The sequence below is a fragment of the Mycolicibacterium stellerae genome (assembly GCF_003719305.1).
GTDB classification, from domain to species: domain Bacteria; phylum Actinomycetota; class Actinomycetes; order Mycobacteriales; family Mycobacteriaceae; genus Mycobacterium; species Mycobacterium stellerae.
In genome coordinates this window covers 21,806-36,837 of the sequence record NZ_RARC01000004.1, presented here as the reverse complement: position 1 = coordinate 36,837, position 15,032 = coordinate 21,806, and the positions used below count along the sequence as shown (strand labels likewise).

The window sequence follows — 15,032 nt, the reverse complement described above, 5'->3', positions numbered from 1 at the left end:
TCGGTGTGAGAATGTTATTCTCTCTGATTGAGAGTGTCAGTTGCAAGAAGGGGAACCATATGCAAATCGCCGGTAGCTCCGCGATTGTGGTCGGTGGCGCAGGTGGCCTTGGCGAGGCGACCGTCCGCAGGCTGCACGACGCAGGTGCCAAAGTGGTCGTCGCCGACCTCGCCGACGACAAGGGCAAGGCCCTGGAGAGTGAGCTCGGGGTTCGCTACGTACCCACCGACGCCACCTCCGAGGAGTCCGTCAACGCGGCAATCGCCGAGGCCGTGTCGCTGGCTCCGCTCCGGATCTCCGTCGACACGCACGGCGGCCCGGCTAGCGGCGGTCGGCTCGTCGGCAAGGACGGCTCGCCCCTTGACCTCGACGGCTTCAAGAAGACGATCGAGTTCTATCTGACGGCGGTGTTCAACGTGATGCGGCTGTCGGCGGCCGCGATCGCCAAGTCCGAACCCTTGGAGGAGGGCGCCCGCGGCGCGATCGTCAACACCGCATCGATCGCCGGGTATGAGGGCCAGATCGGTCAGCTCCCCTACTCCGCTGCCAAGGGCGGCGTGCTTGGCATGACGTTGGTGGCCGCGCGCGACCTGTCGCCGCTCGGCATCCGCGTCAACACCATCGCCCCGGGAACCATCAACACCCCTGCCTACGGCAAGGCCGCCGACCAGCTCGAGCAGTACTGGGGTCCGCAGGTGCCGTTCCCCAAGCGGATGGGGCGCTCGACCGAGTACGCCCAGCTGGCTGTAAGCATCATCGAGAACGATTACCTCAACGGCGAGATCATTCGCCTCGACGGGGCACTGCGCTTCCCGCCCAAGTGACGCTTCACGGCAAGGTGGCGTTCGTCGCCGGTGCCAGCCGTGGTATCGGCGCGACGGTCGCGGCGGCCCTGGCCCGCGAGGGCGCGGCGGTCGCGGTCGCCGCGCGCTCCGAGCAGCAGGGCCGGTTGCCCGGCACTATTCACGCTGTCGCCGAAAATATTTCGTCGTCGGGCGGCCGCGCATTTGCCGTGCCGTGCGACGTCACCAGAGAGGACTCGGTGGAGACGGCGGTGGCCGCCACGGTCGCCGAGTTCGGCGGGATCGACATCCTGGTCGCCAACGCAGGCGTGCTGTGGCTTGGCCCGATCGAGTCCACCCCGCTCAAACGCTGGCAGCTGTGTCTGGACGTCAACCTCACCGGCGTCTTCCTAGTGACCAAGGCGGTCATCCCACACGTGAGGGCGCGCGGCGGCGGCTCGTTGATCGCGGTCACCACCACCGGCGTCACCATGACCGGGTCCAACGCCTACTGGGTCTCCAAGGCCGCCGTCGAGCGGCTGTATCTGGGGCTTGCCGCCGACCTGAAGCCCGACAACATCGCCGTCAACTGCCTGAGCCCGTCGCGGGTCGTGCTCACCGAGGGCTGGCAGGCGGGCGGCGCGGGCATGGAGATTCCGCCCGAGATGGTGGAACCGCCGGAGGCGATGGCCGACGCGGCAATCCGCCTGGCGCAACAGGATGCCAGCGGCGTCACCGGCACCATCCAACGCTCCGAAGCCCTCACCTTTTAGTTTCTGCTCGCGCAGTCTTAGCGAAGCGACCTTCAGGTGCCGTTCCCTGCATGTCGCTGACCGATGCGGCGCGCGAAGCGTTGCGCAGCGTTCAATAGGCCGGCGTAAGTACACTCGCACACTCACCCGCGACACGCCGCGAGGGAACTAGATCGCCTCGAAGGGCTCCCCGTCCAGCGCAACCGATGGCTGGCCATCCGGGCCCTGCGGCACGTCGCCGACCAACGTCACGCGGTATAGCCGACGGTCGTGGTCCAGCGTCAGATCGGTCGGCGCCAGGTGCACGGTTGACCGGTTGTCCCAGAATGCGATGCTGCCCGGCTCCCATTTGAATCGCACCGTGTACTCCGGCCGTACCAGTTCGTCGTAGAACAGGCCGAGAAGTCGTCGGCTCTCATGCGGTGAAACACCAACGATGTGTGTGGTGAATCCGGGATTGACGTAGAGCGCCTTCTCCCCCGTCTCGGGGTGAACCCTTACGACGGGATGCTCGGTGACCAACGGACGCCGATTGACCCGCCTCTCGTAGTCCTCCGTTGCGGTCGCGCCGTCCGGCGGTGAAAACCGGTGCACCGCGCGCAGCTTGTCGGCGAGGCGCTGTAATGGGGCCGACAGCCCGGCGTACGCGGCAACGGTATTGGACCACTGGGTATCTCCGCCGTAGGGCGGAACGACCTCAGCCCGCAGAATGGACGCGGCCGGTGGATTGACCGCCGCGGTCACGTCGGCGTGCCAGTGCGGCTTGTCGAACCCGCGGCTACTGCCGTACCTCGCCTTGAACCGGTCACGGAAGATCGGATAAATCGTCGGATACTTCGGATCCGGGATGGCGTCGAACAGCGGGTGTGCCGGCGTCGGTGCGGCGAACGCTGAAGCGAACCTCAGATGGTCGTCGTGGTCGATGAACTGACCGCGGAAGAACACCACCTTCCACTTCAACAGCGCGGCACGAATCTCGGCGATCTCGTGATCGGCTAGGGGTTTGGTCAGGTCGACACCGTGTATCTCTGCACCTGTCCAACCGGACTGCGGCCTCACGTCGAGCGCTTGGGCTACCTGAGTCATATTGCTATTTCCCCTCTTTTGTCATGCGTTGATCGGCTTGGGAGTGACACCGTCGAGCTGATTCTGTGCGTTGACGATGTCGTTGTAGCGGCCGTCGACATATGGCTTGACGTCGACGTGTGTCTTCGTGGTCCCGGTGTCGTACAACCCGTCGGCCACTTTCTGGAAGAGGCCCGTGGAGACGTCGTCGATCGGGTAGTAGGCGGCCAGACCGTCCTCTTCATACAGCTTCTTGCCCTGGTCGAAGGTGATGCCCTGTTCCTTCACGTAGTACTCGTCGATCCACTGGTCGACGTGCGAGTCCTTCCAGTTGTTCGCGGCGACGGCGCGGCCGACGTAGTCACCGATCGCGGCCGCCTTCGCCGGGTTGTCGAGAATGTCCTTGCGCACGATCACACTCTGGATCCCGGTGTTGATTCCCGTTCCGTCACCGAGGATCGGCGGCTCGCCGAGTTGGTAGTACTGGTTGCCCAGCACGATTGCCGCGTCGACGGCACCGGCCGCGAAGGTCGGAACCACTTCGGAGCCAGCCAATTCCACCGGCTGAACATCGTGCCTGAGGTCAAGGCCATGCTGCTTGAGCAGCGCCGCGGTGACCATGTGGCGTCCCGAGCCCGGCGGGTACGCGACGCGCTTGCCGCGCAGATCCTCAATCGTCGTGATCCCGCTGTTGGGCTTGGCGACGAGGAAGTACCCCCCGCTGGTCCCCGGATTAGCCTGCAACCCAATGGTCACCAGGTCGGTGACCCCGCTGTCGACGGCGATCGGCACCGGCGCCTCGCCGATGGATCCGACGTCTGCGGCACCTGACCGCAAGGCCTCGATAACCGCTGAGCCGCCGCTGAAGTCCGCGAACTCCACCGAGTACGGCGCGTCCTTGCCTGCGTTGGAGAGATTCCATGGAAGTGATTGCGTGTCGTTCTGCTCGGCGACAACGAGTTTGGTGCCCGCGGGCACGTCGCTGTTCGCAGCGATCTTGACTGAGTCGATCGCATCGCCTGCATCGTCATTGGACAGCCCGCAAGCGGCGGTCACGAGTGTGATCGTGAACAGCGCCGCGAGTTTCCATCGCTTACGAGAGGGTCTGGACATGTGGTGATTCCTTAATCGGGTGCGCGGGGCACGATTCATAGCTGGACTTCTTCGTGGACACCGAGTTCGACGAGCAGGCGACGCCGTAGTGATGCGAACTCGTGGGAGTCGCGTAAACGCGGCGCGGCAACCGTCACCTCCACATCGAGAGAGATGGCCCCGTCGGTCAGCACGATCACCCGGTCGGCGAGCAGGATCGCCTCGTCGACATCATGGGTTACGAGCAGAACCGCGGGCTTGTGTCGCTTGCACAGGGCAAGCAACAGTGCGTGCATCTTGATCCGGGTGAGCGCGTCTAGTGCTCCGAAAGGTTCATCGAGCAAGAGCAATTCGGGTTCCCGCACCAGCGCGCGGGCCAGCGCCACCCGCTGTGCCTCGCCCCCGGACAACGTGCGCGGCCACACCTTGGCCTTGTTCGCGAGGTTGACTTCGCCCAGGGCCAGCCGCGCCTGTCCCCGCACCGCCGCGGTCGCGGGCAGTCCGACAGTCACGTTGGTCAGTACCCGTTGCCACGGCAGCAGTCGCGGCTCCTGGAAAACGATGGCTCGACGTTCTGGAACCCGAAGCTCGCCCTCGAAGTCGCCATCCAGAGCACCGAGCGCGCGCAGGAAAGTGCTCTTGCCCGATCCGCTACGACCCAGCATGGCGACGAATTCGCCCGCCCTGATATCAAGATTGAAACCATCGATGACGATGTGGTCGCCGAATCTCTTTCGGATATCGCGGGCGGTGACGACCGTGTCGGTCGTCAGATCAGTCGCCGTCATACGCACGTCTCCAGGTGAGCAGCCGCGCTTCCAGGAAGCGCACAATGAGAATCGAGGTCAGACCGAGAATCGCGTACACCGCGATGAGCACGAAGACAACGTCCATCCGGAAGTACTCGCGGGCGTCGGTCATCATTCGGCCCAGTCCCCGCTTCGCGTTGATCGTTTCGGCGAAGATCAACGACAGCCAAGACGCGGTGAGCGCCAGCCGCAGACCGACGAGGAACCCGGGAAGCGAGCCCGGAACGATCACCCGGTAGATCAGTTCGGCGCGTCGAGCGCCGAAAGAACGCGCGGCCTCGACCAAGCCGGCGTCCACACTGCGGATCGCGCTGAAGGTGTTGATGTAGATGGCCACCGCTACCGCGAGGGTGATGAGGGTGATCTTCGGCACCTCGCTGATGCCGAACCAGACGATGAGCAGCGGCACCAGCGCGAAGTTCGGAACTGCCCGCAGCACTTCCATATTCGCATCGACGAAGTTCTCCCCCACCCTGGACAGGCCCGCGACCAACGCCAGCCCCAAGCCGAGCACAAGACCGAAAGCCAGGCCATAACCGACCCTCAGCAGGCTGGTGAACAAGTGCTCCTGCAACGAGCCGTCGGCGATGAGACGTATTCCGGCGCTGAGAACCCTCGTCGGCGGCGGTACCGTGCGCTCGTCGAAAACCCCAGTCGTGGAGAGGATCTGCCAGAGTGCGACCAGCAGCACGGGACCAAGGAGCCGCTGCAGTGCGCGCGGCACCACTTGTCGCCGTTGGCGCTTGCCGAATACCGCCCGGGGGTCGACAAGCCCGCGCTCACTCGCCCTGGCCGTGGGTTTCGTGGTCGCCCTAGGACGGGAGAGCACGGTCGCCATGTCAAGCGGCCCCGAAGAACTCGCCTGAAATCGACTCCGAGGGGCGGCCGTCGACCCCGACCGGCACATCGCCGACGAGCGTGATGCGGTGCAGTATCCGGTCCCCGTCGACGTGTTCGAAGTCCTGCGGGGCAAGATGCAGCGCTGCGCGGTTGTCCCAGAACGCCACGCTGCCAGGCGCCCACTTGAACCTCACCGAGTACTCGGGACGGCCGATCTCCTCGAACAAGAGGTCCAACACGTGACGACTCTCGCGTGGTGCGAGGTCGACGATTTCACGCGTGAACGACGGGTTCACGTAGACGACGCGCTCGCCGGTGTCCGGATGCACTCGGACAACTGGATGGATAGAGGCGAGCGGATTGGTACGCACCAGGTCGCCGACCTTCTCCGAGCTGCGATCGGCGGCGACGTCTGCACCGAAGCGATGTTCGGCACGGAGTTCGTCGATCAAGGCGCGAACGGATTCGGAGAGCCCTTGGTAGACCGCCGCGATGTTGACGAACTGGGTGTCCCCTCCGTAGGGCGGCACCGCTTCGGCGCGCAGGATCGAATGCGACGGGGGGTTGATGAGCGGCGTGACATCGGCATGCCACTTGGGGCCGTTCGGGCTCTGCTTCTTTCGATATCTGCTGCCGTAGCGGTGGTCATATGCCGCAGGTGAAACCGTATGGATCTGCGGGAACTCCGGCGGTGCGGAATCTCCCTCGTATGGGTGTCCAGGGGTCACGTCACCGAACTGCGCGCCGAACGCGATCTGGGCAGCATGGTCGAGCACCTGATCGCGGAAGAACACCACCTTCCACTGGTGCAGCGCGTCCTGGATGACGGACCTCGCCTCGCTGGACAGGGGCACAGAAATGTCCACTCCATCGATCAGTGCGCCCGTCCACCCCGACAACGGCCTCACCTGCAGCGCGGTGTCCGTTACAGCGGTCATCAACTCGTCCCCTCGAAAGTGCTTGCAGATCAACGATTGCGACGTTAACGGTGATGCCGGAATGCGATACCGGTTTGAATCCACGTGATGGTAAAGCGCCGCCGCCGTTCCCCCGATGCAATGGCCATCGACGCGCCGATTCGAGGCGCCGACGCGGCTAACAGAGCACCGTCAAACCGCCGCGAGCAGACGCAAAAGTCCCGTTTTCGAGGCCTTTCCGGGTACTTTTGCGTCTGCTCGCGAGGGAAAGGCGAGGGCTACTTCTCCTTGGCGATCAGGCCGTCGACGATCTTGTTGAAGTCGGCGGTCCCGAAAGACACGTACTCGGCGAGGTTGGCGTAGTCCAGCGACGCCATCACCGCCTTCTCCAACTGGATGTTCATCAACCGCTTGGTGGCCTCGACCGCCTGTTGCGGCAGTGTCAGCAGCTTCTTGGCGCACGCGATCGCCTCGGCCAGCGGATCCTCCACGACGTGGTTGGCCAGCCCCAACTCGACGGCACGCTGGGCCTTGATCCGCACGCCCGTCAGCGCGAACTCCTTTGCCTGCAGCAGGCTGATCTGCGAACCCCACACCAGCGGGCCGCCGTCGGCGGCGACCAAGCCGATCTGCACGTGCGGGTCGGCGAAGTGCGCGGTCTCGGCGATGTAGACGATGTCGGACAGCGCGGCCAGGCTGCAGCCAAGCCCGACGGCGGGGCCGTTCACCGCAGCGATCACCGGTATGCGGCAGCGCAGCATGCCGATGACGAGGTCGCGGCCGTGCTTGATCGTCTTCTGCCGCAACGCTTCGTCGTTGCGAAGCTCGTCGAGGTAGTTGAAGTCACCACCCGCCGAGAACGCCCTGCCCGCGCCGGTGATGACCGCCGCCCGTGCGCCGGTGTCCTCGTTGAGCGCCTCCCAGATCTTGGCCAGCCCGACGTGCAGGTTGTCGTTGACCGCATTGAGCGCATCCGGCCGGTTGAGCGTGATGATGCGCAGGGCGCCGTCGGCCTCGACGTCGATTTCTGATGGCATGTCGTACATTTCAGCTCCCTTTGCTCTTCGCGCATGCGCTCATCGCGTCCCCAACCCGAGAATTCGTTGCGCGATGATGTTCTTCTGAATCTGGCTCGTGCCGCCCATCACGCTCTGGGCGCGGCTGTACATGTAGGCGCCGAACATCTCGTCGTCGCCCGACCCCACGGTCGCCAGCGCGGCGTGCCCGACCGACTGTTCGACCCAGGTCATCAGCAGCTTGTCGAGCGACCCCTGCGGGCCATGGGTAAGACCGTCCAACTGCTCGGACAGCCGCCTGCGCACATGCAACCGCAGCATCTCGGTCTGCACCCACGCCCACGACAGCTCTTCGGGCAGCGGGCCGTCCACGCGGCCTGCCAACTGGCGCACCGTCTTTCCATAGCGCGCGGAGAAGCCCAACGTCGACGGCTCGCGCTCGTGGCTGACAACCGTCATCGCCAGCTTCCACCCGTCACCTGGCGCGCCCACCATGTTGGCCGCCGGCACCCGCGCGCCGTCGAACTCGACCTGGCCGAACTCCTTGGTGACGCCGCTGATCATCTTCAACGGCCGCTGCACGATCCCCGGCTGATGCATCGAAACGATGAACGCCGAGATGCCCTTGTGCTTCGCCACGTCCTTATCGGTACGCGCCAGCACCAGGCACCAGTCGGCCACATCGGAGTAACTCGTCCAGATCTTGTGACCGGCTATGACGTACTCGTCGCCGTCGCGGGCCGCCGTCGTCGTCAACGAGGCCAGGTCCGAACCCGCGCCCGGCTCGCTGAAGCCCTGACACCACCGCTCTGTCCCGTTGATCATTCCGGGCAGGAACCGCTGCCGCAGTGCCTCATCCCCGTGGTGGCTCAGGCCGACGACGAGATAACCGAGGCTGGGCCGCGCAGGCGCTCCCGCCTTCGCGATCTCCTCGTCGACGATGACGTCATACACCGGCGGAAGATCCTGACCCCCATACGCCTTGGGCCACGACGTCCCGAAGAAACCGGCCTCGTACAACGCGACATGCCAGGCACCCGCCTTGGCCCAGTACTCGTCGCCCGATGTCGGGAACTTGCCCTTCTGCTCGGTCAGCCAGCCGCGCAACCGATCCCGGAATGCGGCCTCCTCCGGCGAATCACGAAAGTCCAATGGTCAACTCCTCCAGCTTGACCGGCCACGTCTCGGTGGCGGCGAGCACTCGGCGCAGGTACACGTGCGCCAGGCATTCCCACGTGTTGCCGATACCGCCATGCACTTGAATGGACGTCTCACAGACGGCCAACGCCGAACGCGCGCAATAGATCTTGGCGACCCGGCCCGCTTCGACGGCCTCCACAAGGGGCAGTTCGTCGACCGCCCACGCGGCGTGCCGCGACACGCTCACGCACCCTTCGATCAGCGCCCGACTCTCAGCAAGCAGGTGGCCGACCGCCTGATACGACCCGATCGTCGCGCCGTACTGTTCGCGCATCTTCGCGTACTCGGTGGCCAGAGTCAGGGTGCCGCGGGCGGCGCCGATGATGTCGGCCGTCGTCGCGGTGAGGGCAAGCGCGTGCCAACGTCCCGCGTCCTCCTCCGATAACTCCCCCAGCTCGACCGGTGACTCGGCAACTCCGGCAAGGCTTCCCGTCAAATCGACGGATGAGATTTCAGGGGCCGCCGACGGCTCACGACCGATCCGGCGCGCAAGGTCGTCGACCAGCACCGGGCCGAGAAGCGGGACGTCGACCAATCCCCTTGCGAACTCCTCGGCGACGATGGCCACCTCAACGCCGGAGGCGCCGTCGCTGCGCAGGCTGCGGAACCCCGTCCCGTCGACCGCTTTCTCCAGCCGTGCGACGCGGCTGGCGTCGTCCAGGTCGGCGACCGACCCAGGCCCGAGCTCGTCGGCCAGTTCGGCGGCGGCCTCGCGCAGTTGCCGCTGCTCAGCGGTCAGACGAACATCCATACGCCTCCTTCAACACTCGGCGCAATACCTTCCCAGAAGGCAATCGCGGAATCTCGGGAACCATCACCACGCGGCTCAGTTGTTTGTATGACGCCAGCCGTTCGGAGACGAGGGCGACGAGTTCGTCGGGATCGACCGAACCATGCGTTGCGACGGCGGCGACGACCGCTTCGCCGTTGGCCTCGTCGTCGACGCCGAAGACCGCGCAATCGTCGACGCCTGGATGCCCGTGCAGCACCGCCTCGATCTCGGCAGGGGCCACTTGAAATCCGCGAACCTTGATCATCTCCTTGGCGCGGTCGGTGATGCGCAACCAGCCGTCGGCGTCGAGGTAACCGACATCGCCGGTGCGATACCAGCCGTCGGAAAACGCCTGCGCCGTCGCCTCTTCGGGTAGGTAGCCCGACATCACCGAATCGGACCGCGCCGCAATCTCGCCGATCTCTCCTGACCCGACGGGCTCGCCATCGTCCAAGGAGACGACCCGAACGTCGACGCCGGGCACCGGGCGCCCCACTGTGTCCAGCTTCGCCCCTTCGAGCGAATTGCACGCGATGACAGGCAACTCGCTGGTGCCGTAGGCGGTCACCCAATTGACTCCGACCTTGGCGGTAACGGCCTCGGCGATGCTCTGCGTGACGGGCGTCGCGCACCACATCACATAGCGCAGCGACGACAGGTCGTAGGAGTCCAGCTTCGGATGGGCGGCCAGCGCAAGCGCGATCGGCGCGACCGCCATCTCGATGGTGATCCGGTCGGCTTCGATGTGATGCAGCATCGCGTCGATGTCGAAGCGGCGGTGCAGCCGGATCCACGCGCCGCTGTTCAGCGCCATCACGATGTTGAGCAGGCCGAGGATGTGCGACGGCGGTGTCACGATCTGCATGCGGTCGGCCGACGTCAGCCCGAGGGCGTCGCGCCAGTGCCGCACGGCGACTGCGAACCCACCGTGGGTGTGCCGGACCGCCTTGGGCATACCGGTTGTGCCGGAACTGAACACGAACAGCGCGTCGGCATCGGCGGCAGGCGATTCAAAGGCGCGTCGCCCAGGGGTCACCGGATCGTCCAGCGACAGCATCGGCAATTGGCCCGCGAGCACCGGATGGTCCCCGACGGCGTGTGACGGCTTGGTCACCGCGAGCGCATGCTCGACTTCCGTCTCCCGCCATGCCGGGCTGAGCAGGACCGCCGCGGCGCCCAGCCGCCAGATGGCCCGAAGGGCGACGACGAACTCGGGCCGGTTCGACGACATCAACGCCACCCGGTCGCCTGGTCGCACCCCCCGATGCTCGAGCGTCGTCGCCATACCGTTGGCCAGCGCATCGAGTTCCGCCAAGGTGTACTGACGCTCGTCGAAAGCCAGGGCGACCGGCTCGCTCACGTCAACTCACCCCTTCCCTCGCCGTTGCGGAACGAATGGAGAACACACTATCCTAAAGTGAGAATAGTATTCTCGCAGGAGCAGAATCTCAACGGCGCAAGGGAGGCTGGATGACCGTCGAGGGGACCATAACGATCCTGCTCGACCGGCAGAAGGCTTCGGTGCCGCGTGTCGAGAAAGAGACCCTGCTGGACAGCGCCAGGCGGGCTGGCCTTTCGCCACCATTCAGTTGCGAAGCCGGCAACTGCGGCACTTGCATGGCCAAAATTGTCGAAGGCAAGGCGACCATGCGCGTCAACGATGCATTGGATGAGGACGAAGTGGCCGAGGGGTACATCCTGACCTGTCAGGGCGTGCCGGACACGGAGTCGGTGACCGTCGAGTACGAGTGACCGTGCTCATCTAACCGCGGCGGCGGTCGGTACTCGGGCTCGTAGCCCGAGACATGTATCGGGCTACCCACCAACCGGAACTGGCCCGCCGTCACGACCACCTCCGGGGTCGCATCGAGGGCGTCGGGCAGCGTGCGCACCGCCGCAGCCGGGATGCCGAGCGGACGCAGCCGGATCTCCCAGCTCTTCGCGCTGTCGGTGGCCAGCGCCGCGGTGACGACCGCGAGCACCTCGTCGCGCTGCGCCGCGCGCTCCGCCATCGTCGGGAATCCGGATATACCCGCCTCCGCCGAGAACAACCGCCAGAACGCATCGTGGGTGATGAACAGTGCCAGATAGCCGTCTGACGTCGGAAACAGCTGCGCGGGAACATAATACGAGTGCGCGCCGTTCGGATGTCGCTGCGGCTCGACCCCGTCGTTCAAATACGCCGAGGCGCGGTAGTTCAACTGCGACATCACCACATCGCGCAGGGACACCTCGACCTGCCCGCCACGACCCGACACGATCTGGGCCAACAAGCCCAGCGCGGCGGTGAGCCCGGTGGAGTTGTCGGCCGCCGAATAGCCCGGCAGTGTCGGCGGGCCGTCGGGATCGCCCGTCATCGCCGCAACCCCGGTGCCCGCCTGGATCACGTAGTCGAATGCCGGATCGTCGCCACCGTCCATCCCGAACCCGGTAAGGGCGACGCAGACGATCTTCTCGTTGTGCCGACGCAGGGCATCGTAGGTGAGCCCGAGTCGGCGAATCGCCGACGGCTTCATATTGACAAGCAGCGCATGGGAATTCGCGACGAGCTCGCCGAGCTGCTTCTGGCCCGCCTCCGAGCGCAGGTCCACGCAGACGCTCTGCTTGTTGCGGTTGAGGCTGGCGAAGTAGCTGTCGCTGACCTGACGGGAGATCTCGCCGTCCGGCGGCTCGATCTTGATGACTTCGGCGCCGAGGTCGGCGAGCAGCATCGTGGCGTAGGGCCCTGCGAGCATGACGCCGACCTCGAGAATGCGGATGCCGGCAAGCGGACCAGGCGTGCTCACCGCACCGCCTTGGCGAGTTCGGCGATCACCTCGCGCGTGCGGTATTTCGACGCGATCAACTCGTCGCGGTTGTCGCCGATCGGCAGCAATCGCACGGACAGATCGGTGACACCCGCATCGGCGAACTGCTTGAAACGGGCCAGGATGGCATCTTCGTCGCCTGCTGCGCACAGATCGCCGACGTCACGCGCTTCGCCGCGATCCAGCAGCCGCTGATAGTTCGGCGACGTCTCCGCTTCTGCGAGAATGCGATTGGCCCGATCCTTGGCCGCATCGATCTCCGAGTTGGCGCACAGACACACCGGAATGCCCGCGACGATGCGGGGCGCGGGCCGCCCCGCGTCGGCGGCCGCCTTGGTGATCTTCGGCGCGATGTGGTCACCGATGGCCTTCTCGTCGGCCATCCACAGCACGGTGCCGTCGGCGTGCTCACCCGCGATCTGCAGCATCACCGGCCCGAGCGCGGCGACCAGCACCGGCATCGGCGTCTCGGCGCCCAACACGGTCGGGTTGTGCACGGTGAACGAGTCGTTCTCGACGTCCACCGGGCCAGGTCCGCCGATCGCGGCGTTGAGCACCTCGAGATAGTCGCGGGTGTAGGCCGCAGGCTTCTCATAGGGGATTCCGAGCATGTCCCGCACGATCCAGTGGTGCGAAGGGCCGACGCCGAGCGCCAACCGCCCGCACGCCACCGCGTGCACCGAAAGCGCTTGCCGGGCAAGGGCGATCGGATGCTGGGCTTGCAGCGGAACCACCGCCGTGCCGAGCTCGATGCGCGACGTGCGCGCGGCCATCAGGGCGACCATGGTCAGCGCGTCGAAGTCGTCGGGCACCTGCGGCATCCACGCGGTGTCCAGGCCCGCGGCTTCGGCCCACTCGATGTCGGCCACCAGTTTGGAGACCTTGCGCACCATATCGCCGCGTTCGGCCCCGATCATCACGCCAAGGCGCATATCAGTCATCCACCTTCTCCGAAGTCAACGCGCGCACGTCGCGGACAAGGGTGTCCAGTGGTGTGCCGGTCGGGAACACCGCCGCCGCACCGGCGGTCAACAGCTTCGCTACGTCGGCCTCGGGGATGGTGCCACCGACTACCACCGCGATATCGCCGGCGTCGGCGGCGCGCAACGCCTCGACGGTGCGAGTGGTCAGCGCGACGTGGGCACCCGAGAGGATGGAAAGACCGACGACGGCCACATCTTCTTGCAGCGCGATCGACACGATGTCCTCGATGCGCTGACGGATGCCGGTGTAGATGACCTCGAAGCCGGCGTCGCGCAGTGTGCGGGCGACGATCTTGGCGCCGCGGTCATGGCCGTCCAAACCGGGTTTCGCGACCAGCACTCGGGTGGCCATCAATGCCCTCGCTTCTTCGCGCAAGCGCTCATCAGAACACCACCGGCTGCTGGAACTCGCCCCAGACCGCTTTCAGCGCGTTCACCATCTCGCCCACGGTGCAGTAGGCGTTGGCGCAGTCGATCAGCTTGTGCATCAGATTGTCCTCACCGTCGGCCGCTCGCGACAGGGCCGCGAGACTCGCTGCCACGGCCGCCGAGTCACGGTCGGACTTCACCTTCGACAGCCGCTTGAGCTGGACGTCGCGGCCCTCGGCATCCAGCTCATACATCGACACATCCGGTGCGGGCTCCTCGGAGACGAACCTGTTCACCCCGATGACGGGCCGCACACCCGATTCCACTTCCTTGTGGATCTTGAACGCCTCGTCAGCGATCAGGCCCTGCAGATAGCCGTCCTCGATCGCAGCCACCATGCCGCCGTGCGCCTCGAGATCGGCCATGATCTCGATGATCTTCTCCTCGGTCGCATCAGTGAGCGCCTCCACAAAATAGGAGCCACCCAGCGGATCGGCGACGGCGGCCACGCCGGTCTCATACGCGAGGATCTGCTGGGTGCGCAGCGCCAGCGTGGCGGACTCCTCGGTGGGCAGCGCGAACGGCTCGTCCCATGCGGCGGTGAACATCGACTGCACTCCACCGAGCACAGAAGCCATCGCCTCGTAGGCCACCCGCACGATGTTGTTCTGCGCCTGCGGCCCGTACAGCGAGGCACCGCCCGACACACACCCGAACCGGAACATCGACGCCTTGTCATTGGTGGCGCCGTAGCGTTCGCGCACGATCGTGGCCCACCGCCGCCTGCCCGCCCGGTACTTGGCGATCTCCTCGAAGAAGTCGCCGTGTGTGTAGAAGAAGAACGAGATCTGCGGCGCGAACTTGTCAATGGTCATCCGGCCGCGCTCGACGACGGTGTCGCAGTAGGTGACGCCGTCGGCCAACGTGAACGCCATCTCCTGGACGGCGTTGGCCCCGGCGTCGCGGAAGTGCGCACCGGCCACCGAGATCGCGTTGAACCTCGGCACCTCCGCCGCGCAGAACTCGATAGTGTCGGCGATCAGCCGCAGCGACGGCTCCGGCGGCCAGATCCAGGTACCGCGCGACGCATACTCCTTGAGGATGTCGTTCTGAATGGTGCCCGTGAGCTTCTCGCGCGGCACACCCTTCTTCTCGGCGGCCGCGACGTAAAACGCCAGCAGGATCGCCGCCGTGCCGTTGATCGTGAAACTGGTGCTGATCGCCTCCAACGGAATGCCGTCGAACAACACCTCGGCGTCGGCCAGAGTGTCGACCGCCACGCCGACCCGGCCGACCTCCTCGCTCACCTCAGGATCATCGGAATCAAAACCACACTGCGTCGGCAGGTCAAGTGCGACCGACAAGCCGGTTCCACCTTGCTCGAGCAGATACCGATACCGACGATTGGACTCCTCGGCCGTCCCGAAACCCGAATACTGGCGAAACGTCCACAACTTGCCGCGGTAACCGCTCGCGAAGTTGCCGCGGGTGAACGGATAAATACCCGGCGACGGCGGTTCACCGGCCCGGTCACCGGGCCCGTAGACCGGCTGCAGCGGGATGCCAGAGGGGGTCTGAACTGGGTCGCTCATCAATGGATAACGTACTTGCAAAAAATGAGAATGCCA

16 protein-coding genes are annotated in these 15,032 nt (G+C 65.5%); 3 read left to right on the top strand and 13 right to left on the bottom strand.

All coding sequences use genetic code 11. The features are described from left to right. Window positions 1–59 precede the first annotated feature (59 nt). Window positions 60–824 (top strand): SDR family oxidoreductase, encoded by a 765-nt coding sequence (locus D6M19_RS07375; RefSeq protein WP_123024551.1) that lies wholly within the window; start codon window positions 60–62, stop codon window positions 822–824. After that, complete coding sequence (locus D6M19_RS07370) at window positions 821–1,555, top strand: SDR family NAD(P)-dependent oxidoreductase (RefSeq protein WP_123024550.1); 735 nt, start codon at window positions 821–823, stop codon at window positions 1,553–1,555. The genes D6M19_RS07375 and D6M19_RS07370 overlap by 4 nt, the downstream gene beginning before the upstream one ends. A 147-nt stretch (window positions 1,556–1,702) precedes the next feature. On the opposite strand, the gene D6M19_RS07365 is transcribed toward D6M19_RS07370, so the two are convergent. From D6M19_RS07365 to D6M19_RS07320, 9 genes are all read right to left on the bottom strand, one after another. Beyond that, window positions 1,703–2,620, bottom strand: a complete 918-nt coding sequence (locus D6M19_RS07365) for a TauD/TfdA dioxygenase family protein (RefSeq protein ID WP_123024549.1) — start codon at window positions 2,618–2,620, stop codon at window positions 1,703–1,705. A gap of 21 nt (window positions 2,621–2,641) precedes the next feature. Beyond that, the gene (locus D6M19_RS07360; protein ID WP_123024548.1) at window positions 2,642–3,712 is read right to left on the bottom strand and encodes a PhnD/SsuA/transferrin family substrate-binding protein; all 1,071 of its coding nucleotides are present in this window, start codon (window positions 3,710–3,712) and stop codon (window positions 2,642–2,644) included. 35 nt (window positions 3,713–3,747) lie between these two features. Further along, the gene (locus D6M19_RS07355; RefSeq protein WP_123024547.1) at window positions 3,748–4,479 is read right to left on the bottom strand and encodes an ABC transporter ATP-binding protein; all 732 of its coding nucleotides are present in this window, start codon (window positions 4,477–4,479) and stop codon (window positions 3,748–3,750) included. Then, complete coding sequence (locus D6M19_RS07350; RefSeq protein WP_123024546.1) at window positions 4,466–5,338, bottom strand: ABC transporter permease; 873 nt, start codon at window positions 5,336–5,338, stop codon at window positions 4,466–4,468. Before D6M19_RS07350 ends, D6M19_RS07355 begins: the two co-directional genes overlap by 14 nt. Before the next feature lies 1 nt (window position 5,339). Then, entirely contained in the window at window positions 5,340–6,278 is a 939-nt protein-coding gene (locus D6M19_RS07345; RefSeq protein WP_123024545.1) for a TauD/TfdA dioxygenase family protein, read from the bottom strand. Window positions 6,279–6,535: 257 nt separating this feature from the next. Then, window positions 6,536–7,303, bottom strand: a complete 768-nt coding sequence (locus tag D6M19_RS07335; RefSeq protein WP_123024543.1) for an enoyl-CoA hydratase/isomerase family protein — start codon at window positions 7,301–7,303, stop codon at window positions 6,536–6,538. A 30-nt stretch (window positions 7,304–7,333) separates the two neighbouring features. Beyond that, window positions 7,334–8,425, bottom strand: a complete 1,092-nt coding sequence (locus D6M19_RS07330; RefSeq protein WP_123024542.1) for an acyl-CoA dehydrogenase family protein — start codon at window positions 8,423–8,425, stop codon at window positions 7,334–7,336. Continuing rightward, window positions 8,412–9,224: an acyl-CoA dehydrogenase family protein gene (locus D6M19_RS07325; protein ID WP_123024768.1), complete on the bottom strand. Its 813-nt coding sequence runs from the start codon at window positions 9,222–9,224 to the stop codon at window positions 8,412–8,414. The genes D6M19_RS07330 and D6M19_RS07325 overlap by 14 nt, the downstream gene beginning before the upstream one ends. Continuing rightward, window positions 9,202–10,605 carry a class I adenylate-forming enzyme family protein gene (locus tag D6M19_RS07320; RefSeq protein ID WP_123024541.1) on the bottom strand — a complete coding sequence of 468 codons (1,404 nt, stop codon included), beginning with the start codon at window positions 10,603–10,605 and terminating at the stop codon, window positions 9,202–9,204. The genes D6M19_RS07325 and D6M19_RS07320 overlap by 23 nt, the downstream gene beginning before the upstream one ends. A gap of 110 nt (window positions 10,606–10,715) precedes the next feature. On the opposite strand from D6M19_RS07320, the gene D6M19_RS07315 reads away from it, so the two are divergent. Beyond that, entirely contained in the window at window positions 10,716–10,997 is a 282-nt protein-coding gene (locus D6M19_RS07315; RefSeq protein ID WP_123024540.1) for a 2Fe-2S iron-sulfur cluster-binding protein, read from the top strand. On the opposite strand, the gene D6M19_RS07310 is transcribed toward D6M19_RS07315, so the two are convergent. From D6M19_RS07310 to D6M19_RS07295, 4 genes are read right to left on the bottom strand one after another with little or no spacing between them, the layout of a single operon-like run. Beyond that, the gene (locus tag D6M19_RS07310) at window positions 10,952–12,031 is read right to left on the bottom strand and encodes a CaiB/BaiF CoA transferase family protein (RefSeq protein ID WP_123024539.1); all 1,080 of its coding nucleotides are present in this window, start codon (window positions 12,029–12,031) and stop codon (window positions 10,952–10,954) included. The genes D6M19_RS07315 and D6M19_RS07310 overlap by 46 nt on opposite strands. After that, window positions 12,028–12,984, bottom strand: a complete 957-nt coding sequence (locus tag D6M19_RS07305; protein ID WP_123024538.1) for an LLM class F420-dependent oxidoreductase — start codon at window positions 12,982–12,984, stop codon at window positions 12,028–12,030. The genes D6M19_RS07310 and D6M19_RS07305 overlap by 4 nt, the downstream gene beginning before the upstream one ends. Window position 12,985: 1 nt before the next feature. Beyond that, a complete protein-coding gene (locus tag D6M19_RS07300; protein WP_123024537.1) occupies window positions 12,986–13,387 on the bottom strand; it encodes a cobalamin B12-binding domain-containing protein in 402 nt (133 codons plus the stop codon). Between the two features lie 31 nt (window positions 13,388–13,418). Continuing rightward, on the bottom strand, window positions 13,419–14,996 hold the full coding sequence (locus D6M19_RS07295; protein ID WP_123024536.1) for a methylmalonyl-CoA mutase family protein: 1,578 nt from the start codon (window positions 14,994–14,996) through the stop codon (window positions 13,419–13,421). Between the last annotated feature and the right edge of the window lie 36 nt (window positions 14,997–15,032).